We start from the raw sequence: 20,530 nt of genomic DNA on the forward strand, positions 1-20,530 counted from the left end.
CACCGCGTGACGCGGACTACGCTCGACGTGACGGGGGACCGGGTCGGCGAGCGAAGCGGGTAGGTCGATGAGCGTAAGACGGATCATGGGCACCGAGATCGAGTACGGCATCTCCGTCCCCGGCCAGGCCGGGGCCAACCCGATGGTCACCTCCTCCCAGGTGGTCAACGCCTACGGGGCACGCCCCGAGCTCAACCGGGGCGGCCGGGCCCGCTGGGACTACGAGGAGGAGTCGCCGCTGCGCGACGCCCGGGGCTTCACCTACTCCGGCGCCGTCTACGACCCCGCCGAGGCCCTCGCCGACGAGGACCTGGGCCTGGCCAACGTCATACTGACCAACGGCGCGCGGCTCTACGTCGACCACGCCCACCCGGAATACTCCACTCCGGAGGTCACCACCCCGCTGGACGTGGTGCGCTGGGACAAGGCCGGTGAGCGGGTGATGGCCGAGGCGTCCCGCCGGGCGGCGACCATCCCGGGCACCCACCCCATCCACCTGTACAAGAACAACACCGACAACAAGGGCGCCAGCTACGGCGCGCACGAGAACTACCTGATGCGGCGGCAGACGCCGTTCGCCGACATCGTCGCGTACCTGACGCCGTTCTTCGTGACCCGGCAGATCGTCTGCGGCGCGGGCCGGGTCGGCATCGGCCAGGACGGCGCGGCCAGCGGCTTCCAGATCTCCCAGCGCGCGGACTTCTTCGAGGTCGAGGTCGGCCTGGAGACCACCCTCAAGCGACCGATCATCAACACCCGCGACGAGCCGCACGCCGACGCCGACAAGTACCGCCGGCTGCACGTGATCATCGGGGACGCCAACCTCTCGGAGATCTCGACCTACCTCAAGGTCGGCACCACCGCGCTGATCCTCACCATGATCGAGGAGAAGGCGCTCGGCCCCGACCTGGGCATCGCCGACCCGGTCAACGAGCTGCGCGCGGTCAGCCACGACCCGTCGCTGACGCACCGGATGCGGCTGCGCGACGGCCGTCGACTGACCGCCCTGGACCTGCAGTGGGCGTACTACGAGCGGGTCCGGTCCTTCGTGGACGACCGGTACGGCACGGACGCCGACGCGCAGACCACCGACGTGCTCGAGCGCTGGGAGAGCGTCCTGGACCGGCTCGGCCGCGACGTGTTCCTCTGCGCCGACGAGCTGGACTGGGTGGCGAAGCTGCGGCTGCTGGAGGGCTACCGGGAGCGGGAGAAGCTCGGCTGGGGCTCGCACAAGCTGCAACTGGTCGACCTGCAGTACTCCGACGTGCGGCCGGAGAAGGGGCTCTACCACCGGCTGGTGACCCGGGGGGCGATGAAGACGCTGCTGACCGAGGAGCAGATCCGCACCGCGATGACCGAGCCGCCGGAGGACACCCGGGCCTACTTCCGGGGCCGCTGCCTGGCCCAGTACGCCTCGGAGGTGGTGGCCGCGAGCTGGGACTCGGTCATCTTCGACGTGGGCCGCGAGTCGCTGGTCCGGGTGCCGATGATGGAGCCGGAGCGGGGCACCCGCGCGCACGTGGGCGCGCTGTTCGACCGGTGCGTCAGCGCCAAGGACCTGCTGGAGTCGCTGACCGGCGGCTGAGGCGTCGGTCGACGCGGGCCCGTCGCGTGCCGGGAACCCGGCGCGGGGCGGGCTTTTCGTCGCCTCCGCGAGGTAAGTTCATCGGAGGCGATCGTGGAGGAGGCGGCAATGGCCACTCATGACAGCGGCGGGCAGTCGCAGTCCGGCAAGGCCCGGCAGGGCGAGGAGATCGAGGACGTCACGACCGAGGCGAATCCGGAGGTCGCCGAGCGACACGCCGAGATCACCGAGGACGTCGACGACCTGCTCGACGAGATCGACTCCGTCCTGGAGGAAAACGCAGAGGAATTCGTCAGAGGCTATGTCCAAAAAGGGGGACAATGATCTAATATGTCCGATTTGCTCGTCGGTTCGGACAAGCGATGCCCCCAGTGTGAGCGCCAGCTGCCCGCGACCGAGTTCCATCGCAACCGCAGGCGACCGGACGGGTTGGCCTATTACTGCAAGACCTGCGCGGCGGCCCGCTCGGAGGCGAGCCGCCGCAAGCGCGGGATCAGCTCGCAGAAGAAGTCTCCGGTCCCGGTGCCCGTCGGTTCGAAATGGTGCCCGGACTGCGGTCTCATCAAGCCGCTCGAGGATTTTCCCCGGACCAGGGTCGCCCCAGGAAAGGCCAGCGGGCGGCATTCGTACTGCAAGCCGTGCCACAACGTTCGTGGCAAGGAGACGTCCCAGCGGCTCTACGGCGGCACGAGGGAGTACCACCTCCGGCGGCGGTACGGCGTCGGTCAGCAGGAGTTCGACGAGCTGCTGGCCGAGCAGGACGGGGTCTGCGCGATCTGCGGCGGCGCGGACCCCCAACATCTGGACCACGATCACCGCACCGGATGGGTGCGCGGGATACTCTGCTTCAACTGCAACGGTGGTCTTGGCCAGTTCCGTGACAGTCCCACGAGGCTGGCCAGGGCGATCACGTACCTGAGAGGAACCACGTGGCAGCGGGTTTTGATCCATCCGGGCGTCTACCAGATGTGTTCACCAACGCGGGGACGTCGTCCTTCACCACGTTCCTGAGCAAGGTCGCTCCCGAGATGCTGCCCGGCCGCCGGCCGCTGCCGCCGGGGATGGCCGCCGACATGGCGCCGCACGCGACCACCATCGTGGCCATCTCGGCCGCCGGCGGCGTGGTGATGGCCGGCGACCGCCGGGCCACCATGGGCAACCTGATCGCCCAGCGCGACATCGAGAAGGTGCACCCCGCCGACGCGTACTCGCTGGTCGGCATCGCCGGCACGGCGGGCATCGGCATCGAGATGATGCGGCTGTTCCAGGTGGAGCTGGAGCACTACGAGAAGATCGAGGGCGCGATGCTCTCGCTCGACGGCAAGGCCAACCGGCTGGCGACGATGATCCGGGGCAACCTGGGCGCGGCCATGCAGGGCCTCGCGGTCATCCCGCTCTTCGCCGGCTTCGACCTCGCCGCCGACGACCCGGCCCGGGCCGGGCGGATCTTCAGCTTCGACGTCACCGGCGGCCCCTACGAGGAGACCGGCTACGACGCGATCGGCTCCGGCTCGATCTTCGCCCGGTCGGCGCTGAAGAAGCGCTTCCGGGCCGGCCTGTCGATCGACGACGCCACGCGGCTCGCGGTCGAGGCGCTCTACGACGCCGCCGACGACGACACCGCGACCGGCGGCCCGGACCTGACCCGTCGGATCTACCCGGTGGTGATGACGGCGACGGCGGAGGGCACCCACCGGCTCACCGACACCGAGACGGCCGCCATCGCCGAGGCCGTGGTCGCCGCCCGGATGGAGAACCCGGGCGGCTGAGCCGTCCGGCCCGCCTCAGTCAGCAGTCGTCGCCCACAGCCGCTCAAAGGAGAACCGCCGCCGTGGCCATGCAGTTCTACGCCTCGCCCGAGCAGATCATGCGCGACCGCTCCGAGCTGGCCCGCAAGGGCATCGCCCGGGGGCGCAGCGCGGTGATCCTCAGCTACTCCGGTGGGGTGCTCTTCGTCGCGGAGAACCTCTCCAGCACCCTGCACAAGGTCAGTGAGATCTACGACCGGATCGGCTTCGCCGCCGTCGGCCGGTACAACGAGTTCGAGAACCTGCGTCGCGCCGGGGTCCGGATGGCCGACCTCAACGGCCTGAGCTACGACCGGCGCGACGTCACCGGCCTGGCGCTGGCCAACGCGTACGCGCAGACCCTCGGCGCCATCTTCACCGAGCAGTCCAAGCCGTTCGAGGTGGAGATCTGCGTGGCGGAGGTCGGCGCGACGCCCGAGGACGACGCCCTCTACCGGCTGACCTACGACGGTTCGGTCAACGACGAGCCGGGCCGGATGGCGATGGGCGGGCAGGCGGAGGCGATCTCCGGGTCGCTGAAGTCGCAGCACCGGCCCGACATGTCGCTCGGCGAGGCCGCGCGGCTGGCCCTGTCGGCGCTGAGCAGCGTCGGCGGGGAGGGCGGCGCGGCCCGTACGATCGCGGCCAACCAGTTGGAGGTGGCGGTCCTGGACCGCCGCCGGGTGGGCCGGACGTTCCGGCGGATCACCGGGGCGGCCCTGACGGCGCTGCTGGACGGCGACGCGGGCGAGTCCGGGGCCGACTCGGTCCAGGAGCGCCCGGACACCCCGACGACGCCGACCCAGGAGGGCAAGAAGCCCACCAGCTCGGCCGGCTCGGCGGACCTGGAGGGCCAGCGGGAGGCCGACACCCCCGAGGGCTGAGGCGACGCCCCTGTCGTGACTCGACCGGTCACCCCCGTGCCAGCGGGGGTGACCGGTCGAGTGCGTTCGGCCGCCGGGGCGGCGCCCGGCGGTCGCAGGGCCGAGACGGTCAGCCCTGCCCATTCGGGGCCTCGGAGGGCTAATGTCACATCATGGAGCGGCGAATCTTCGGCCTCGAGACCGAGTACGGCGTCACCTGTACCTACCGCGGGCAGCGGCGGCTGTCCCCTGACGAGGTCGCACGGTACCTGTTCCGCCGGGTGGTGTCGTGGGGCCGGTCGAGCAACGTGTTCCTGCGCAACGGCGCCCGGCTCTACCTGGACGTCGGCTCCCACCCGGAGTACGCGACCCCGGAGTGCGACTCGGTGCTGGACCTGGTGGCCCACGACCGGGCGGGTGAGCGGATCCTGGAGGGGCTGCTCATCGACGCGGAGAAGCGCCTGCACGACGAGGGCATCGCCGGTGAGATCTACCTGTTCAAGAACAACACCGACTCGGCCGGCAACTCCTACGGCTGTCACGAGAACTACCTGGTGTCCCGGCACGGTGAGTTCGGCCGCCTGGCGGACGTGCTGATTCCGTTCCTGGTCACCCGGCAGTTGATCTGCGGGGCGGGGAAGGTGCTGCAGACCCCCCGGGGGGCGGTCTACTGCCTGTCCCAGCGCGCGGAGCACATCTGGGAGGGGGTCTCCTCGGCGACCACCCGCAGCCGGCCGATCATCAACACCCGCGACGAGCCGCACGCCGACGCGGAGCGGTACCGCCGGCTGCACGTCATCGTCGGTGACTCGAACATGAACGAGGTCACCACGCTGCTGAAGGTCGGCTCCGCGGACCTCGTGCTGAAGATGATCGAGGCGGGGGTGGTGATGCGGGACCTGACGCTGGAGAACCCGATCCGGGCGATCCGCGAGGTCTCGCACGACATCACCGGGCGGCGCAAGGTGCGCCTCTCCTCCGGCAAGGAGGTCAGCGCCCTGGAGATCCAGCAGGAATACCTCGCGAAGGCGATCGAGTTCGTGGAGCGCCGGGGCGGGGACCAGACCGCCAAGCGGGTGGTGGAGCTCTGGGGCCGGGTGCTGCGCGCGGTGGAGACCGGTGACCTGGAGCCGGTGTCCCGGGAGATCGACTGGGTGACGAAGCTGCGGCTGATCGAGCGGTACCAGCGCAAGCACGACCTGCCGTTGTCGCACCCCCGGGTGGCGCAGATGGACCTGGCGTACCACGACCTGCGGCGCGGCCGGGGCCTGTACGGGCTGCTGGAGCGGCGCAAGGAGGTGGACCGGGTGGCCACCGACCCGGAGATCTTCGAGGCGAAGGAGACGCCGCCGCAGACCACCCGGGCCCGGTTGCGTGGTGAGTTCATCCGGCACGCGCAGGAGAAGCGGCGCGACTTCACGGTCGACTGGGTGCACCTGAAGCTCAACGACCAGGCCCAGCGCACCGTGCTCTGCAAGGACCCGTTCCGGGCGTACGACGAACGGGTGGAGCGGTTGATCGCCAGCATGTGACCGTCGCCGGCTCCCGCCCGTGGCGCTGGTCGCGGCGGGCGGGGGCCCGGCGGGTACGCTGGCCCTGCCATGACGACGTCTGAACCTCCCGAGCGCAACCGCGGCGCCGAGAAGCTGAACTGGATCGACCGCCGGCGCGAGAAGATCCGCGCGGAGGTCGAGCGGAACCGGCGCGGTGACTACACGGTGCCGACCTGGGTGTTGGCGGTGACGCTGGCGCTGCTCGTCGGCGGCTGGCTCGCCTTGATCTTCCTGGCCTGAGCCCCGCCGGCCCGGCTCGCGGGCCCGCCCGGCCCGCAGGCACTCTACCCGGCCCGGCCCGGCCCGCAGGCCGGCGCGGGGGGCGGGGGAGCGGACCGTCAGCGGCTCTCGGGTGCTGTGCCGGCCAGCGCGGCGGCATGCCGGCCGGCCGCCGCGGCGGCCAGGAAGTAGGCGTAGTCCGCGTCGAGGCCCCGGCCCATGGTGGACAGCGGCACGGCGCTGGCGCGCAGCGCGGCGTCGAGCCCGTCGGTGGGGACCCGGACGACCCGGTGCCGCCCGGTCAGCGGGGCCAGCGCGGCGTCGACGTCGCGGGCCAGGGCCGGCTCCAAACCGTCGGGGACCACCAGGTCGGCCGGGGCGAGCGCGACCCGCCCGTACGCGGTGACGCTGTGGTGCGACACCCCCCGGTGCCGGGGGCGGGGGTCGGCGTCGGAGATCCGCAGCGAGCCGACCGGGCGCCCGCCGAGGGCGGCGACGGCGTTGACGGCCTCGCCCACGGCCACCCCGGAGTAGCCCCACCGGGTGCCGGTGCCGAGGTTGCCGGGACCCTGGGCGAGGATCACCACGTCGGCGGCGAGCACGTGCCGGGCGGCGAGCAGGCCGCTGTGCACGGTGGTGGCCTCCAGGTCACCGCCGAAGGCCTGCCCGACGCTGACGGTGCCGACGAGTCGCCCGCGCAGCCCGTCGAGGGTGCGGGAGAACCAGGCCGGCAGCGCCCCGCCGTCGGTGAGCACGTACGCGACCCGGGCGTCGGGGGCGTCGGCGTGGATGCCGGCGAGGATCGCGGGCAGGGCGGAGTGCAGGTCGGCGGTGACCACGGGGAGCCCGGCGACGTCCTCGGCGGCCTCGAGCACCGCGCGGTGCGGGCTGGCCTCCTCGTCGACGCCGAGCAGGATCGGTTGCAGCGGGGTGTAGCGGGCCTTGACCAGGTGCCCGGCGTCGCGGGTGTCGTGGGCCTGCGGCGGGTCCGGCGGCAGCCGGTCGGGCAGGGCCACCACCAGGGCGTACCCGCCGGTGCCGAGGCCCATCAGCAGCGCCCCGGCGTTGAGCAGCACCCGGTCGCCGGGCTCGGGGCGGCCGACGAGTTCCGGGTACGCCAGGGCCCGCATCGTGGCGCCGTCGGCCAGTTCGACGTCCAGCTCGACCGCGCCGCTCCACTGCCGCCGCAGCGCCGTCACGGTTCCCGTCCGCCATCGCACCATGCGGGCACGCTAGCGGCTGCGGGGGGCCGGCGGCGACGGCGGGGTCAGCCCGGCGGGTCGTCCTGGGTGTGTCGGGCGTGGCGCTCGCGGGCTCCGGGGCGGGTGGGGGTGGGGTCGAGGAAGACGTACTCGATCTCGGGGTAGCGGGCGGTGAGGCGGCGCTCGGCCTCGTCGGCGGCGGCCTCGATGTCGGCGCCGCTGGCGTCGTCGCGGAAGTCGACCTTGGCGGCGACCAGGATGTCGTCGGGGCCGAGCTGCATGGTCAGCAGGGTGTCGATGCGCTCCACGGCGGGCAGGTCGACCAGTTCCCGCTCGATCTCCCGGCGCAGCCGTTCGGGGACGGCGCGGCCGACCAGAAGCGAGATGTTGGCCCTGGCCAGGATGATCGCCACGACCAGCAGGAGCAGGCCGATGGCGATGGAGGCGAGGCCGTCCCAGAGCTCGGAGCCGGTCCAGTGCGACAGGCCCACGCCGGCCCCGGCCAGCAGCAGGCCGATGAGGGCGGCGCTGTCTTCCAGGAAGACGGCCTTGACGGCGGTGTCGGCGGTCAGCCGCAGGAACCGTCGCGGGGTGGTGCGCCAGCGCCGGGACTCGCCGCGGATCTGCCGCACCGCCCGGGCCAGGGAGATCGACTCGATGGCGAACGACACGGCCAGCACGATGTACGACACCAGGTAGTCGCCGCTGTGCTCGTGCACCAGGATGGTGGTGACACCGTGGGTGATGGCGAAGCCGGCGCCGGCGACGAAGGTGAACAGCGCGGCGAAGAAGGCCCAGACGTAGCTCTCCTTGCCGTACCCGAAGGGGTGCCGGGCGTCGGCGGGGCGCGCGCCGCGCCGCAGCGCGAGGAAGAGCAGCAGCTCGGTGGTGGTGTCGGCGACCGAGTGGGCGGCCTCGGAGAGCATGGCCGCGGAGCCGGAGAGCAGGCCGGCGATCAGCTTCGCCACGGCGATGGCGAGGTTCGCCGCGCCGGCGACCACGACGGTGCCGAGGCTTTCGGTCTTGACGTCCGTGTCCGACATGGAGCCACCCTATGACCGCTGCGGGGGTGTCGCCCCTCGGGCGGGGCGCGGTGTCCGGCGGCCCCGCGCGCCCCCTGCGGTGATCATCCGCCGGTGGCGCAGGGTCACCGGCGCGGGTTCCCGCGACGCGCCCGCGCGGGTACCCGGTCGCGCCGCTTCGGCTGCTAGCGTTGCGCCGTGTCGCGGACCCGCACCGAACGCCTGGTCAACCTGGTGATCTGCCTGTTGTCGACGCGACGGTTCCTGACCGCCGCGCAGATCGCCGCGACCGTGCCCGGTTACGAGCACGATCCGGAGGACGCGAAGGACCACGAGGCGTTCCAGCGCAAGTTCGAGCGGGACAAGGCCGAGCTGCGGGAGCTCGGGGTGCCGCTGGAGACGGGCACGGCCAGCATCTTCGACGCCGAGCCGGGCTACCGCATCGCCCACCGGGAGTACGCGCTGCCGGACATCCTGCTGGAGCCCGACGAGGCCGCCGCCGTGGGTATCGCGGCGCGGCTGTGGCAGCACGCCGGGTTGGCCGCCGCGGCGTCGTCGGGGCTGGCGAAGCTGCGCGCGGCCGGGGTGGACGTGGACCCGCAGGCCACCCTGGGGCTGGAGCCGATGGTCACGGTCGATCCGGCGTTCGCCCCGCTGACCGCCGCCGCGCGCGATCGCCGGGAGGTCAGCTTCGACTACCGGGTGCCAGACCGGGACGCCCCGACCCGCCGCCGGGTGCAGCCGTGGGGGGTGGTCTGCTGGCGGGGCCGGTGGTATGTGGTGGGCCACGACCTGGACCGGGCGGCGACCCGCTGCTTCCGGCTCTCCCGGGTCGTCGGCGCGGTCCGGGTCACCGGGGCGCCGGGCGGCTACGTGCCGCCGACGGGGGTGGACCTGATCAGCCACGTGGCGGCCTGGTCGGGGCCGGTGGAACGCACCGGGCGGGCGAGCGTGCTGGTCGCCCCGGGGCGCGCGGCGGGGCTGCGCCGCTGGGCGGTGGAGACGACGCCGGGGCCGGACGGCGACCGGCTGGTCCTGCCGTACGCCGACCCGGAGTCCCTCGCCGGGCAGCTGGTGGGGTACGGCCCGGACGTGCGGGTGCTGGGCCCGCCGGAGGTGCGGGACGCGGTCATCCAGCGGCTCAAGGAGATCGCCGCCCGGCACGAGGAGCTGACCGTGACCGGAGGTGCCCGATGACCCGTCCCGCCGGTTCCCGCGCGGCGGGGGCCCGTCCGGCCGGCAACCGGGCCTCGGCCGACCGGTTGGCCCGGCTGCTGAACCTGGTGCCCTACCTGCTGGCCCGGCCGGGCATCGAGATCGCCGAGGCGGCCGGGGACCTGGGCATCACCGACCGGCAGCTCCGGGAGGACCTGGAGCTGCTGTGGGTGTGCGGGCTGCCCGGCTACGGCCCGGGTGATTTGATCGACATGGCCTTCGACGGCGACCGGGTGACGATCACCTACGACGCCGGGATCGACCGGCCGCTGCGGCTGACACCGGACGAGGCCCTCGCCTTGGCGGTGGCGCTGCGGATGCTGGCGGAGACCCCGGGGGTGAGCAACCGGGAGGCCGTCGAGCGGGCGCTGGCGAAGATCGAGGACGCGGCCGGTGACCTGGTCACCGCCCCGGTCGAGGTGCGGCTGCCGGTGGACAGCCGGCGGGTGGAGCAGCTGCGGGCGGCGGTGGGGCGGGGTCGGGCGCTGCGGATCACCTACTACACGGCGGCCCGCGACGAGAGCACCGATCGGGTGATCGACCCGCTGCGGATGCTGATGGTCGGCGGCCGGGCGTACGTGGAGGCGTGGTGCCGTCGGGCGGAGGGGGTGCGGCTGTTCCGGGTGGACCGGATCGACGCGGTCACCGAGCTCGACGAGCCGGCGGTGGTGCCCCCGCAGGCCCGCCCGCACGATCTGACCGAGGGGGTGTTCCGTCCCGCGCCGGATCTGCCGCTGATCACGTTGCGCATCGGCCGGGGCGAGCGGTGGATCACGGAATATTATCCGTGCGAGCGGGTCGAGGCCGGCGGCGGCGACGAGTGGCTGGTCTCGCTGCGGGTGACCGACCTGGGGTGGGCGCGCCGGTTCGTGCTGGGGTTGGGGCCGGGGGCGACCGTGGTGGCCCCCGCTGAGCTGGCCGAGCAGGTCCGCGCCCAGGCCGTCGCCGCCCTGCAGGCGTACGCGATCCCCGACGTGGTGCGGTCGGCCGCCCCGGCGGGCACCGTCGCGCCCCGGTAGGCTGACCGCCGTGGTGACGTGGATCGTGGTGGCGGTGGTGCTCTTCGCGCTCGTGGCGCTGGCGTTGGCGGTGCGGCCGGTGGTGGCGCGGCTGCCCCGGCTGCGGCGGGCCGCCGTGGCGTTGCAGCGGCGGCAGGCCGAGGCGGAGGGGCTGCTGGTCGCCGCCGAAGGGCTCCAGGAGCGCGCGGAGGCCCTTCAGGGGCGGCTCGAGGTGACCCAGCGGCGGCTCGAGGTGATCAAGGCCAAGCGCGGCGACTGACCGCGCTCGGGCCTGCCTCGGCGGCGGTGCCGCTGCCCGGCGACGTGCCGCTGGCGCGCGACGGCCGGGTCGGGCGGGGCGGTGCGGCCGAGGCGGCGGTCGGTGCCGGTCCGGCACCGACGGTTGACGGGACGCGCGGGGTTGGTCAAGACTTCACCGGCCGGCCACAACCACCAGCGGCCGGCGGGTGGCAACGGGCCGGCACGGACGTACGATGGGCTTCGGTACACCCCCGCGACGACACAGAGTGACTGGAGCTTTCCATGGGTGCCCTCAAGCCGTGGCACATCGCCGTTCTCGTGGTCGTGTTGATCCTGCTGTTCGGCGCGAAGCGGCTCCCTGACGCGGCCCGCTCGCTGGGCCGCTCGTTGCGGATCATCAAGGCCGAGACGAAGAGCCTGCACGACGACGACCGCGACCTGGCGGAGAAGGCCGACGCCAAGGCGGGCTACCAGCCGCTGCAGCCGCAGGCCGGCCAGCAGGCCCAGCAGCCGTACGCGCAGCAGCAGGCGTACGTGCAGTCGCCGCAGCAGCCGTACGCCCCGCCGCAGGCCCCGCAGCAACCGGTCATCGACCCGGTGCACCGCGTCCGCGACAACTGATCGAGGGGCCCACCACCGTGGCCTTCGCTCTGCGTAAACGCGGCCCGAGCACCTTCGAGCGGGCCGCCGACGGCTCGATGACGCTCATGGAGCACGTCCGTGAGCTGCGTAACCGGCTGTTCCGGGCGTCTTTGGCGATCCTGGTCGGCTTCGGCTTCGGCATCTGGCTGGCCGAGCCGGTGCGCAAGCTGCTCTCCCAGCCGTACTGCGACCTGCCCGCGTCGATCAACAAGACGACGGGCAAGTGTGAGTTCGTGCAGCTCGGCGTCGCCGACGTCTTCCTGCTCAACCTGAAGATCGGCCTCTGGGTCGGGTTGATCATCGCCGCCCCGGTCTGGCTCTACCAGCTCTGGGCGTTCATCGCGCCGGGCCTGCACCGCAACGAGCGGCGCTACGCGTACATCTTCACGTCGTTGGCGGCGCCGCTCTTCGCCGCCGGGGCGGTGCTGGCGTTCTTCGTCACCGCCAAGGGGTTGGAGTTCCTGCTCAACGTCTCCGGCGAGGGCATCGCGACGACGCTCGAGGTCACCCGGTACATCTCCTTCGTCACCAACCTGATCCTGCTCTTCGGGGTGGCGTTCGAGTTCCCGCTCATCGTGCTGATGCTCAACTTCGTCGGCTTGGCCAGCGGCAAGCGCCTGCTCAGCTGGTGGCGGGTGGCGGTCTTCGTGTTCTTCGCCTTCTCCGCCGTGGTGACGCCGACGCCGGACCCGTTCGGCATGACGGCCCTGGCCATCTGCCTCTGTGCGTTGTACTTCGCCGCCGTCGGGGTGGCGTTCCTCAACGACCGGCGGCGGGGGCGGGGCAAGGAGGTCTACGCCGGCCTCGACGACGACGAGGTGTCGCCGCTGACGCTCGACGACGACCCGGTCGCGCCCGGCCAGCGAGTCGAGGCCACCGCCCCGATCGACGCCCCGGCGCCGATCGAGGTGCCGGCGCCGGTCGCGGCCCCGGCACCGATCGAGCGTCGCTACGACGAGATGACCTGACCGGCCGCACCCGCAACGCACGCGACGAAGGCCGCCCCGGTGTCGGGGCGGCCTTCGTGGTGATGGACGGCGGTCAGCGCGTCGTGATCGCCCAGGCGGCGACGGTGGTGCCGTCGGCCTGCTGGGGCCTGCGGGTCGTTGTCGAGGGGGGTGACCGGGCCCACCGGGCGCTTGCGCACCTCGGACGGCGCTGCGCGATATGGTGACTTGGCCCCTGATCGGCACCGACAGCCCCTTCGGCAGGAGAAGTTCTGATGGCCCAGACGCCCCTAACCGTGACCGTCACCGGCGCAGCCGGACAGATCGGATACGCGCTGCTGTTCCGGATCGCCTCCGGGCAACTGCTCGGCGCCGGCAGGCCGGTGAAGCTGCGGCTGCTGGAGATCCCGGCGGCGGTGCGCGCGGCCGAGGGCACCGCCCTGGAGCTGGACGACTGCGCCTTCCCGCTGCTGGCCGGCGTCGAGGTCTTCGACGACCCGAAGCGGGCGTTCGAGGGCGCCAACGTGGCGCTGCTGGTCGGCGCGCGTCCCCGCACCAAGGGCATGGAGCGCGGTGACCTCCTCGAGGCCAACGGCGGCATCTTCAAGCCCCAGGGCGAGGCGATCAACGCCGGCGCCGCGTCCGACATCAAGGTGCTGGTGGTGGGCAACCCGGCCAACACCAACGCCCTCATCGCCCAGGCGCACGCCCCCGACGTGCCGGCCGAGCGCTTCACCGCGATGACCCGGCTGGACCACAACCGGGCGGTCGCGCAGCTCGCCCGCAAGCTCAAGGTCTCCGTGGGGCAGATCAGCAAGCTGACGATCTGGGGCAACCACTCGGCCACGCAGTACCCGGACGTCTCCCACGTGCAGGTCGACGGCCGCCCGGCGAGCGGGCTGGCCGACGACCGGGCCTGGCTGGCCGACGAGTTCATCCCCCGGGTCGCCAAGCGGGGTGCGGAGATCATCGAGGTCCGGGGGGCGTCGTCGGCGGCGTCCGCCGCGTCCGCCGCGATCGACCACGTGCACACCTGGTTCAACGGCACCCCCGCCGGCGACTGGACCTCGGCCGCGATCGTCTCCGACGGCTCCTACGGCGTGCCGGAGGGCCTGATCTCGTCCTTCCCGGTGGTCGCCCGCGACGGCCGGTTCGAGATCGTCCAGGGCCTGGAGATCGACGAGTTCTCCCGGCAGCGCATCGACGCCTCGGTCGCCGAACTCCAGGAGGAGCGCGCCGCCGTGCAGAAGCTCGGCCTGCTCTGATTCCTGCCGGTCCGACGGCCCGCGGAGCCAAGCTGCTCCGCGGGCCGTCGGCTCTCCGGGCCCGGCCGTCGCGCCTGCGGGCCCCGGTCGCGGGGTCGGTGCGCGTCCGGGCCTCGATCGCCCGGCCATCGCGCCTGCGGGCCCCGGATCGGCGCGGCGTCAGGCCGGCATGCCCCGGTGGGCGCGGATCAGCTCGGCGTAGCGGCGTCCGCTGGCCTTGATCGTGCGCCGCTGGGTGGCGTAGTCGACGTGGACCAGGCCGAAGCGCTTGTCGTACCCGTAGGCCCACTCGAAGTTGTCCAGTAGCGACCAGGCATAGTACCCGGCCACGTCGGCACCCCGGGCGGCGGCCGACGCGCAGGCCGCCAGGTGCTCCTCCAGGTAGCGGGTGCGCTCCGGGTCGTCGACGACACCGTCGGCGTCGACCCGGTCCGGCCAGGCGGAGCCGTTCTCGGTGACGTGGATCGGCCCCGCGCCGTACTCCTCGGCGACGCGTACCAGCAGCTCCTCCAGGCCGGCGGCGTGGGACTCCCAGCCCATCGCCGTCTCGACCGCGCCGGGCACCGGCACCTGGCGGGCGTACGGCACCGGGCCCTCGGGGTCGGCGACGATTCGCTGCCGGAAGTAGTAGTTGAGCCCGAAGAAGTCCAGCGGGGCGGCGATGGTGTCCAGGTCGCCGGGGCGCACCGGCGGCGCGGCCCGGTAGACCTCCAGCATGTCGGCCGGGTAGCCCTTGCCGAAGAGCGGGTCCAGCCACCACCGGTTGGTGTGCCCGTCGGCGCGGACGGCCGCCGCCACGTCCTCGGGGCGGTCGCTGGCCGCCTCGATCGGGCTGAGGTTGCACACCACCCCGACGGAGGCGGGCGCGGTGGCGTGCGCGCGGATCGCGGCGGTGGCCAGGCCGTGCCCGAGCAGCAGGTGGTGGGCGGCGGGCAGGGCCAGCGACAGGTCGGCGGCCCCGGGGGCCATCCGGCCCTCGAGGTGGCCGATCCAGGCCGAGCAGAGCGGCTCGTTGATGGTGGCCCAGTCGCGGACCCGGTCGCCGAGCGCGTCGGCCACCACGGCCGCGTAGTCGGCCAGGGCGTACGCGGTGTCCCGCGCCGGCCAGCCGCCCCGGTCCTGCAACGCCTGCGGCAGGTCCCAGTGGTAGAGGGTGACCAGCGGCCGGATGCCGGCCTCCAGCAGGGCGTCGACGAGCCGGTCGTAGAAGGCCAGCCCGGCGGGGTTGACCCGGCCGGTGCCCTCGGGCAGCACCCGGGGCCAGGCCACCGAGAAGCGGTACGTCTGCACGCCCAGCTCGCGCATCAGCGCCACGTCCTCGGGCCAGCGGCGATAGTGGTCGCAGGCCACGTCGCCGGTGTCGCCGTTGTCGATCGCGCCGGGCACCCGACAGTAGGTGTCCCAGATGGAGGGCGCCCGGCCGTCGGCGTCGACGGCCCCCTCGATCTGGTACGCGGACGTCGCCACGCCCCAGCGGAAGTGGGCGGGCAGGGCGGTCAGGTCGGCCATGGCGGGTGCTCCTTCGGTCCGGTCTCCGGTGGCGCGCGGCGGCGGCGAGCCGGCGGGACACGGGTGCGGCACGGCGGCTCGCGAGGACGCCGCGTGGAGGCCACGCGCACCCGGACCGCCACCTTTTTCACAGCTTAGTTCATAGCCTTAATGGTGGCCATGAGGCATTCTGTGGGAGGGCGGGTCGGCCGGTGACTCCCCAGAAGAGGACGCGGGTCGATGGACGCCAGACGCACCACCGTGCGCGACATGCGCCGCGCCAACCGCGCGGTGCTGCTGACCCGGATCTGGCTGGACGGCCCGCTCAGCCGCCAGGAGCTGGGGCAGTCCACCGCGCTGAGCCTGGCCAGCGTGAGCAACCTGGTCGGCGAGATGATCGGCGAAGGGCTGGTCGAGGAGGCCGGCTCGGTCGAGTCCGACGGGGGCCGCCCCCGGGTGCTGCTGCGGGTGCGGCCCGGCTACGGCTACCTGGTCGGCGCGGACGTCGGCGAGACCCGGATCCAGGTCGAGCTCTTCGACCTGGCGATGACCGCGCTGGCCAAGGCGGAACACCCGATCGACGCCGCCGCGCCCGACCCCGGCGAGGTGGTGGCGCACCTGCTGCACGGGCTCACCGCCGTGACCGAGCAGGCCGGCGTCGACCCGTCCGCCGTGCTCGGCTTCGGGGTGGCCGTCTCCGGCACGGTGGAACGCACCGCCGACGCGGTCGTGCACGCCCAGACCCTCGGCTGGGCGGGCGTCCCGCTGGGCGCCATGCTCCGCGCCGGCACCGCGATCCCGGTCCACGTCGACAACGGCGCGAAGACCCTGGGCCAGGCCGAGATGTGGTTCGGGGCGGGACGGGGAGCGCGGCACGCCGTGGTGGCGCTGGTCGGCTCCGGGGTGGGCGCGGCCGTGATCACCGACGGGGTGAGCTACCGGGGCGCGCACAGCAGCGCCGGCGAGTGGGGCCACACCACCATCGCGTACGGCGGCCGCCGGTGCCGCTGCGGAAACCTCGGCTGCCTGGAGGCGTACGTCGGGGCGGCGGCCATCCTGGAGCGCTACCGCCAGGCCAACCGGGGGCGGCCGGTGGCCGGCGACGACGAGGAGAGCGCGCTGGGGGAGCTGCTGCGGGCGGAGACGACGACCGCCGCCGCGGTGCTCGACGAGACGGTCGGCTACCTCGGCGCCGGGGTGGCGAACCTGGTCAACCTGTTCAACCCCGAGCGGGTGGTGCTCGGCGGCTGGGCCGGGTTGGCCCTGGGCGAGCGCTTCCTGCCCCGCATCCGCGAGGCCACCGCCCGGCACGCGCTGCGCCAGCCGTACGCCCAGGCCACCATCGAGCTGTGCCAGCTCGGGCCCGACGCGGTCGCGATGGGCGCGGCGACGCTGCCGATGACCCTGCTGCTGCGCGACGGCGGCGTGCCGCGCCCCGGCGGCAACCCCGCCCGCCCGGCGGTCTCCGCGCGGTCGAAGCCCGGCCCGCGCGCCCGCTGACCCCCGCGCGCCCGTCGCACCTGCGGGCTGGTCGGCGGCGGCGTGCCGCAACGTTGGTGTGCGAAAGTTTCGGCCCGAGCCCTGGGCCTGTCGGGTGGACGCGGTGCGGGGCGGCAGCGTCGCTGCCGCCCCGCCGGTGGTGCCCGGTCAGTAGGTCGGGTTCCAGCCGTCCGGGCCGGCCAGGTACCGCTGCGCGGTGTAGGTCGACGCCTGCGCGTCGGTGAGCTGCGGCCGGTCGGCGGTCACCGCCGAACCGGGGCCCGTGTTGCGGTACTCGGAGAACCGGGCGTCGCGCCACGAGAAGCCGGACATGTCAGTCCACGGGGAGTTCTTGACGTGCGCGCCGAGCGTGCTGTCGCGGAACACCACCTGGCCGATCGCGTTGACGTCGCCGCTCGGGTGCCACGGCCGGCCGAGGTGCACGCTCTGCGCGGCGGCGGAGTCGGTGGTGAGCGCGCACCCGGTGAAGAGGAAGCCGTACGGGTTGCCGATCATCGTGGACGGCGCGGTGACGTACCCGTTGTTGCTCGACGAGCCCCGGCTCAACGACCGGATCTCGCAGCGGTCGAAGACCCCGGTGCCCCGGCCGAAGACGAAGTCGACGTCCCCCTCGACGTAGCAGCCCCGGAAGTAGGCCCGGCCGATCGCGCTGTTGCTCGCGCTGTTGTGGTAGAGCGTGTCCTGGTTGCCGAGGAACCGGACGTCGTCGAAGACCAGCCGGTCGGCGCGGGTCAGCACCGCCACCGCCTGCTCGGCACCGTAGTCGTGCGCCGCCTCGTCGAAGCTGTTCGAGAAGGTGAGGTGCGTGGCGGTGAAGTCGTGCCCGTCGATCGTCACCGACGCGCTGCCCGAGGTGCCGTAGGTGCCGCCCCCCGGCTTCGGCGTCCCGGAGGCGTTGTCGTAGGTGATCACCACGTCGCGGGCGTTGCCGGTGGAGCCGACGAACGACACGTACGGCCGGTCGGCCGGAATGGTGACCAGCTCCCGGTAGGTGCCGGGCTTGATGGTGATGGTGAACCGGGCGGAGTTGCCCGCCGGCACGGCGTTCACCGCCGCCTGCACGCTGGTGAAGTCGCCGCTGCCGTCCCTGGCGACCACGGCGGACCGCCCGGCGGGCGGAGGACCGGTGGGGCTGGCTGTGGGGCTGGTCGTGGGCGGCGGCGTGGTGGGGGCGGTGCCGCCGCTGGTCACCGTCACGTCGTCGTACCGGGCGGTGGCGTAGCGGGTCTGCACGCCGATGCGGCCGGTCGCGGCGAGCGCGCCGGTGCCCGCACCGACCAGGGTCCCGTCGACGTAGCCGCGCACCGTGGCGCCCGCGACCTCGATCTTCAGCGTGTACCAGGTGCCGGCGGCGACCGGCCGGGACGTCGCGCCCAGGGCGGTGGCCGTGCCGCTGCGCACCGACTCCAGCCGGACCTGGTTGCCGGGGAGCAGGGCGAGCCGGTAGAAGGTCGTCGTGCCCGAGGCGCGGGCCAGTAGGGCCGTCGCGCCGTCGGCCGGCAGGGTCAGCGGTTTGACCCGGGCCTGCACCGCGTAGTCGCTCCAGGACGGGTCCCCGGCGAAGAGCCGGGCGTTGTCGGTGTCGCCCTTGGCCTGCTGTAGCGCCCGGCCGTCGTCGGCGACCACGGACCAGGCGCCGCCGGAGCGGGACCAGCCGGCGGTGTCCCCGTCGGCGAAGTCGTCGCCGAAGAGGGTGGCGGCGTGTGCGGACGGCGCGCCGCCGAGCTGGGTGAGGGCGACCAGCGCGGCGGCGGCGAGGGCGAACAGTGGCCGGCGGTTTCTGGGCATGACGGGGTGAACCTCCGGGGACGGGTGGGGAGGTCGTGAAAGCGCTTTCCCGCCGCACCGTAGCCCGCAATACTCATGCCTGTCAATGAATGGGTCCGGGGGACGGCGACAGCGCCCGACCCCCGGACCGCCCCGCGCGGCGGCCGGGATGGCTCAGCGGGGCACCGCCTCGGCGGCCGGGTGCAGCCAGCAGGCCACCGACCGGTCGGCGACGGCGTCGCCCGGCGGGCCGAGCGGCGGCAGCCGGTGGTCGCACGGCTCGAACGCCCTCGGGCAGCGCGGGTGGAAGGCGCAGCCGGCGGGCATGGCCCGCAGGTCCGGCGGGGAGCCGGGGATGCCCGTCAGCTCCCGGCGCGGCCCGCGCAGCGCCGGGAAGGAGTGCAGCAGCCCGTCGGTGTACGGGTGCAGCGCCGCGCCGTAGAGCGCCGCGGCGGGGGCCTGCTCGACGATCCGCCCGCCGTACATGATGGCGATGCGGTCGGAGAACTCCACCAGCAGCGACAGGTCGTGGGTGATGAAGAGGACCGCGAAGCCGAGCCGTTCGCGCAGCTCGGCGAGCTGGCCGAGGATCTGCCGCTGCATCACCACGTCCAGGGCGGTGGTCGGCTCGTCCATGATGACGACCTGCGGCTCCAGCGCCAGCGCCATGCCGATCATCACCCGCTGGCGCATCCCGCCGGAGAGCTGGTGCGGGTAGCTGTCCAGCCGGTCGGCGGAGATGCCGACCAGGCGCAGCAGCTCCCGCGCCCGCGCCAGCCGGGCGGCCCGGCTCAGCCCCGGCTCGTGCGCCCGGATCACGTCGACGAGCTGGGTGGAGACCTTGTGCACCGGGTTGAGGGAGTTCATCGCGCCCTGGAACACGATCGACATCTGCGCCCAGCGGAACGCCCGCAGCTGCGCGGGGGAGAGGGTGAGCACGTCGACCGGCGGGCCGTCGACGGGGTGGTAGCGCACCTCGCCGCCGCTGATCACGCCGGGCGGCGGGAGCAGCCGGGTCAGCCCGTACGCCAGGGTGGACTTGCCGCTGCCGCTCTCCCCGGCCAGGCCGAGCACCTCGCCCCGGTGCAGGGTGAGGTCGACCTCCCGGACGGCGCGCACGGCGTCCGCGCCGAGGCCGTAGTCGACGCTGAGCCCACGGATCTCCAGCACCGGATCGCTCATCGCCCGGCCTCCTCTCGCCTCGGAGTCGTGGCCGGCGGCGCCGGCCGGGGTGCCAGCACCGGGGTGAAGCCCACCCGCATCCGCACGGTGCGCCCGTCGGCGGTGCGGACCCGCCCGCTCCCGCCGCTGCGCAGGCGCGGGCTGACGAACTCGTCGATGCCGAAGTTGATCAGTGCCAGGGCGGTGCCGAGGATCGCGATGGCCAGCCCGGCGGGGACGAACCACCACCAGGCGCCCTGGGCCAAGGCCTGCTGGCTCTGCGCCCAGAACAGGATGGTGCCCCAGTTCCACGACGAGATCGCCGAGACGCCGATGAAGGCCAGGGTGATCTCCGCCAGCACCGCGAAGATCACCGTGCCGACGAAGCCGGAGGCGATGATCGCGGTCAGGTTCGGCAGGATCTCGAAGACGATGATGCGCCAACTGCTCTCGCCGGTGGCCCGCGCGGCCTCCACGTAGTCGCGCCTGCGCAGCGACAGGGTCTGGGCGCGTAGCACCCGGGCCCCCCACGCCCACGAGGTCAACCCGATGACCAGGGCGACGACCAGGTGGCCCGCCTCGTTGACCGAGGACGTGACAATGATGATCAACGGCAGCGCCGGGATCACCAGGAACACGTTGGAGAGCGCGGAGAGCCCGTCGTCGGCGTACCCGCCGAGGTAGCCGGCGGTCACCCCGATCAGGACCGACAGCACCGTGGCCACCACCCCGGCGGTCAGGCCGACGAGCATCACCCCACGGGTGCCGACCAGGATCTGACTGAACACGTCCTGGCCGAGGTGGGTGGTGCCGAACCAGTGCTGCGCCGACGGCGGCTGCAGCAGCGCGCCGCTGCGGGCGTCCGGGTCGTACGGGGCGATCCACGGGCCGATCACGGCGATCAGCGCGTAGCCGGCGACCACGATCAACCCGGTCACGGCCTTGCCGCCGCTGACGAAGCGCAACCGGCGGCGGGTGGGGCGCACGACGGGCTGGGCCATCGCGCCCTGCTCCGGGATGACCTGTTCGACGCTGGAGGTCGGGATGCTCACGGT

At 73.3% G+C, this 20,530-nt stretch carries 20 protein-coding genes; 14 read left to right on the forward strand and 6 right to left on the reverse strand.

From position 1 onward, the window contains the following. Positions 1-67: 67 nt before the first annotated feature. From dop to ACLQ2V_RS15325, 7 genes are all read left to right on the forward strand, one after another. On the forward strand, positions 68-1,585 hold the full coding sequence (dop, locus tag ACLQ2V_RS15295) for a depupylase/deamidase Dop (RefSeq protein ID WP_425719126.1): 1,518 nt from the start codon (positions 68-70) through the stop codon (positions 1,583-1,585). Between the two features lie 108 nt (positions 1,586-1,693). Beyond that, a complete protein-coding gene (locus tag ACLQ2V_RS15300) occupies positions 1,694-1,909 on the forward strand; it encodes a ubiquitin-like protein Pup (RefSeq protein ID WP_387018105.1) in 216 nt (71 codons plus the stop codon). A gap of 6 nt (positions 1,910-1,915) precedes the next feature. Next, positions 1,916-2,596: an endonuclease VII domain-containing protein gene (locus ACLQ2V_RS15305; RefSeq protein ID WP_425719127.1), complete on the forward strand. Its 681-nt coding sequence runs from the start codon at positions 1,916-1,918 to the stop codon at positions 2,594-2,596. Beyond that, positions 2,515-3,354, forward strand: a complete 840-nt coding sequence (gene prcB / locus ACLQ2V_RS15310) for a proteasome subunit beta (protein ID WP_425719128.1) — start codon at positions 2,515-2,517, stop codon at positions 3,352-3,354. Before ACLQ2V_RS15305 ends, prcB begins: the two co-directional genes overlap by 82 nt. A gap of 62 nt (positions 3,355-3,416) precedes the next feature. Continuing rightward, positions 3,417-4,256 (forward strand): proteasome subunit alpha, encoded by an 840-nt coding sequence (gene prcA, locus ACLQ2V_RS15315; protein ID WP_425719129.1) that lies wholly within the window; start codon positions 3,417-3,419, stop codon positions 4,254-4,256. Between the two features lie 152 nt (positions 4,257-4,408). Further along, positions 4,409-5,767 carry a Pup--protein ligase gene (gene pafA / locus ACLQ2V_RS15320; RefSeq protein WP_425719130.1) on the forward strand — a complete coding sequence of 453 codons (1,359 nt, stop codon included), beginning with the start codon at positions 4,409-4,411 and terminating at the stop codon, positions 5,765-5,767. Positions 5,768-5,836: 69 nt separating this feature from the next. Further along, positions 5,837-6,028 (forward strand): hypothetical protein, encoded by a 192-nt coding sequence (locus ACLQ2V_RS15325; RefSeq protein ID WP_425719131.1) that lies wholly within the window; start codon positions 5,837-5,839, stop codon positions 6,026-6,028. A 98-nt stretch (positions 6,029-6,126) separates the two neighbouring features. Here ACLQ2V_RS15325 and ACLQ2V_RS15330 read toward each other — a convergent pair whose 3' ends face one another. Together ACLQ2V_RS15330 and ACLQ2V_RS15335 are read right to left on the reverse strand one after the other, a co-directional pair. Beyond that, on the reverse strand, positions 6,127-7,230 hold the full coding sequence (locus ACLQ2V_RS15330; RefSeq protein WP_425719132.1) for a DUF3866 family protein: 1,104 nt from the start codon (positions 7,228-7,230) through the stop codon (positions 6,127-6,129). A 44-nt stretch (positions 7,231-7,274) separates the two neighbouring features. Next, positions 7,275-8,252, reverse strand: a complete 978-nt coding sequence (locus ACLQ2V_RS15335; protein WP_425719133.1) for a cation diffusion facilitator family transporter — start codon at positions 8,250-8,252, stop codon at positions 7,275-7,277. A 177-nt stretch (positions 8,253-8,429) separates the two neighbouring features. Between ACLQ2V_RS15335 and ACLQ2V_RS15340 the strand changes: the two genes are divergently transcribed. The 6 genes from ACLQ2V_RS15340 (at position 8,430) to ACLQ2V_RS15365 (ending at position 13,559) form a co-directional block, all read left to right on the forward strand. Further along, complete coding sequence (locus ACLQ2V_RS15340) at positions 8,430-9,428, forward strand: helix-turn-helix transcriptional regulator (RefSeq protein ID WP_425719134.1); 999 nt, start codon at positions 8,430-8,432, stop codon at positions 9,426-9,428. Next, positions 9,425-10,465, forward strand: coding sequence for a helix-turn-helix transcriptional regulator (locus tag ACLQ2V_RS15345; RefSeq protein ID WP_425719135.1), 1,041 nt, complete (start codon positions 9,425-9,427; stop codon positions 10,463-10,465). Before ACLQ2V_RS15340 ends, ACLQ2V_RS15345 begins: the two co-directional genes overlap by 4 nt. A 10-nt stretch (positions 10,466-10,475) precedes the next feature. Beyond that, positions 10,476-10,724: a hypothetical protein gene (locus tag ACLQ2V_RS15350; RefSeq protein ID WP_425719136.1), complete on the forward strand. Its 249-nt coding sequence runs from the start codon at positions 10,476-10,478 to the stop codon at positions 10,722-10,724. A 263-nt stretch (positions 10,725-10,987) separates the two neighbouring features. Further along, the gene (gene tatA / locus ACLQ2V_RS15355) at positions 10,988-11,326 is read left to right on the forward strand and encodes a Sec-independent protein translocase subunit TatA (RefSeq protein ID WP_425719137.1); all 339 of its coding nucleotides are present in this window, start codon (positions 10,988-10,990) and stop codon (positions 11,324-11,326) included. A 17-nt stretch (positions 11,327-11,343) separates the two neighbouring features. Next, complete coding sequence (gene tatC / locus ACLQ2V_RS15360) at positions 11,344-12,315, forward strand: twin-arginine translocase subunit TatC (RefSeq protein WP_425719138.1); 972 nt, start codon at positions 11,344-11,346, stop codon at positions 12,313-12,315. A gap of 254 nt (positions 12,316-12,569) precedes the next feature. Continuing rightward, the gene (locus ACLQ2V_RS15365) at positions 12,570-13,559 is read left to right on the forward strand and encodes a malate dehydrogenase (protein ID WP_425719139.1); all 990 of its coding nucleotides are present in this window, start codon (positions 12,570-12,572) and stop codon (positions 13,557-13,559) included. A gap of 159 nt (positions 13,560-13,718) precedes the next feature. Here the strand turns inward: ACLQ2V_RS15365 and ACLQ2V_RS15370 are convergent, their stop codons facing one another. After that, positions 13,719-15,068, reverse strand: a complete 1,350-nt coding sequence (locus ACLQ2V_RS15370; RefSeq protein ID WP_425719140.1) for a GH1 family beta-glucosidase — start codon at positions 15,066-15,068, stop codon at positions 13,719-13,721. 219 nt (positions 15,069-15,287) lie between these two features. Here ACLQ2V_RS15370 and ACLQ2V_RS15375 point away from each other — a divergent pair, with 219 nt between their 5' ends. Then, a complete protein-coding gene (locus ACLQ2V_RS15375; RefSeq protein ID WP_425719141.1) occupies positions 15,288-16,547 on the forward strand; it encodes an ROK family transcriptional regulator in 1,260 nt (419 codons plus the stop codon). A 147-nt stretch (positions 16,548-16,694) separates the two neighbouring features. On the opposite strand, the gene ACLQ2V_RS15380 is transcribed toward ACLQ2V_RS15375, so the two are convergent. From ACLQ2V_RS15380 to ACLQ2V_RS15390, 3 genes are all read right to left on the reverse strand, one after another. Next, positions 16,695-18,335 carry a pectinesterase family protein gene (locus ACLQ2V_RS15380; protein WP_425719142.1) on the reverse strand — a complete coding sequence of 547 codons (1,641 nt, stop codon included), beginning with the start codon at positions 18,333-18,335 and terminating at the stop codon, positions 16,695-16,697. 153 nt (positions 18,336-18,488) lie between these two features. After that, positions 18,489-19,496 carry an ABC transporter ATP-binding protein gene (locus ACLQ2V_RS15385; RefSeq protein ID WP_425719143.1) on the reverse strand — a complete coding sequence of 336 codons (1,008 nt, stop codon included), beginning with the start codon at positions 19,494-19,496 and terminating at the stop codon, positions 18,489-18,491. After that, entirely contained in the window at positions 19,493-20,527 is a 1,035-nt protein-coding gene (locus ACLQ2V_RS15390; RefSeq protein ID WP_425719144.1) for an ABC transporter permease, read from the reverse strand. Before ACLQ2V_RS15390 ends, ACLQ2V_RS15385 begins: the two co-directional genes overlap by 4 nt. Positions 20,528-20,530 lie beyond the last annotated feature (3 nt).

This window comes from Micromonospora sp. DT233 (assembly GCF_049841815.1).
Taxonomy (GTDB): Bacteria; Actinomycetota; Actinomycetes; order Mycobacteriales; family Micromonosporaceae; genus Micromonospora.

Excerpts from the sequence above, each read along its gene's own strand:
- ACLQ2V_RS15330 (WP_425719132.1), bottom strand. The coding sequence starts at position 7,230 with ATGGTGCGATGGCGGACGGGAACCGTGACGGCGCTGCGGCGGCAGTGG.
- ACLQ2V_RS15385 (WP_425719143.1), bottom strand. The coding sequence starts at position 19,496 with ATGAGCGATCCGGTGCTGGAGATCCGTGGGCTCAGCGTCGACTACGGC.
- ACLQ2V_RS15300 (WP_387018105.1), top strand. The coding sequence starts at position 1,694 with ATGGCCACTCATGACAGCGGCGGGCAGTCGCAGTCCGGCAAGGCCCGG.
- ACLQ2V_RS15370 (WP_425719140.1), bottom strand. The coding sequence starts at position 15,068 with ATGGCCGACCTGACCGCCCTGCCCGCCCACTTCCGCTGGGGCGTGGCG.
- pafA (WP_425719130.1), top strand. The coding sequence starts at position 4,409 with ATGGAGCGGCGAATCTTCGGCCTCGAGACCGAGTACGGCGTCACCTGT.
- ACLQ2V_RS15375 (WP_425719141.1), top strand. The coding sequence starts at position 15,288 with ATGGACGCCAGACGCACCACCGTGCGCGACATGCGCCGCGCCAACCGC.
- ACLQ2V_RS15380 (WP_425719142.1), bottom strand. The coding sequence starts at position 18,335 with ATGCCCAGAAACCGCCGGCCACTGTTCGCCCTCGCCGCCGCCGCGCTG.
- dop (WP_425719126.1), top strand. The coding sequence starts at position 68 with ATGAGCGTAAGACGGATCATGGGCACCGAGATCGAGTACGGCATCTCC.
- tatA (WP_425719137.1), top strand. The coding sequence starts at position 10,988 with ATGGGTGCCCTCAAGCCGTGGCACATCGCCGTTCTCGTGGTCGTGTTG.
- ACLQ2V_RS15305 (WP_425719127.1), top strand. The coding sequence starts at position 1,916 with ATGTCCGATTTGCTCGTCGGTTCGGACAAGCGATGCCCCCAGTGTGAG.
- ACLQ2V_RS15365 (WP_425719139.1), top strand. The coding sequence starts at position 12,570 with ATGGCCCAGACGCCCCTAACCGTGACCGTCACCGGCGCAGCCGGACAG.
- ACLQ2V_RS15345 (WP_425719135.1), top strand. The coding sequence starts at position 9,425 with ATGACCCGTCCCGCCGGTTCCCGCGCGGCGGGGGCCCGTCCGGCCGGC.
- ACLQ2V_RS15335 (WP_425719133.1), bottom strand. The coding sequence starts at position 8,252 with ATGTCGGACACGGACGTCAAGACCGAAAGCCTCGGCACCGTCGTGGTC.
- ACLQ2V_RS15325 (WP_425719131.1), top strand. The coding sequence starts at position 5,837 with ATGACGACGTCTGAACCTCCCGAGCGCAACCGCGGCGCCGAGAAGCTG.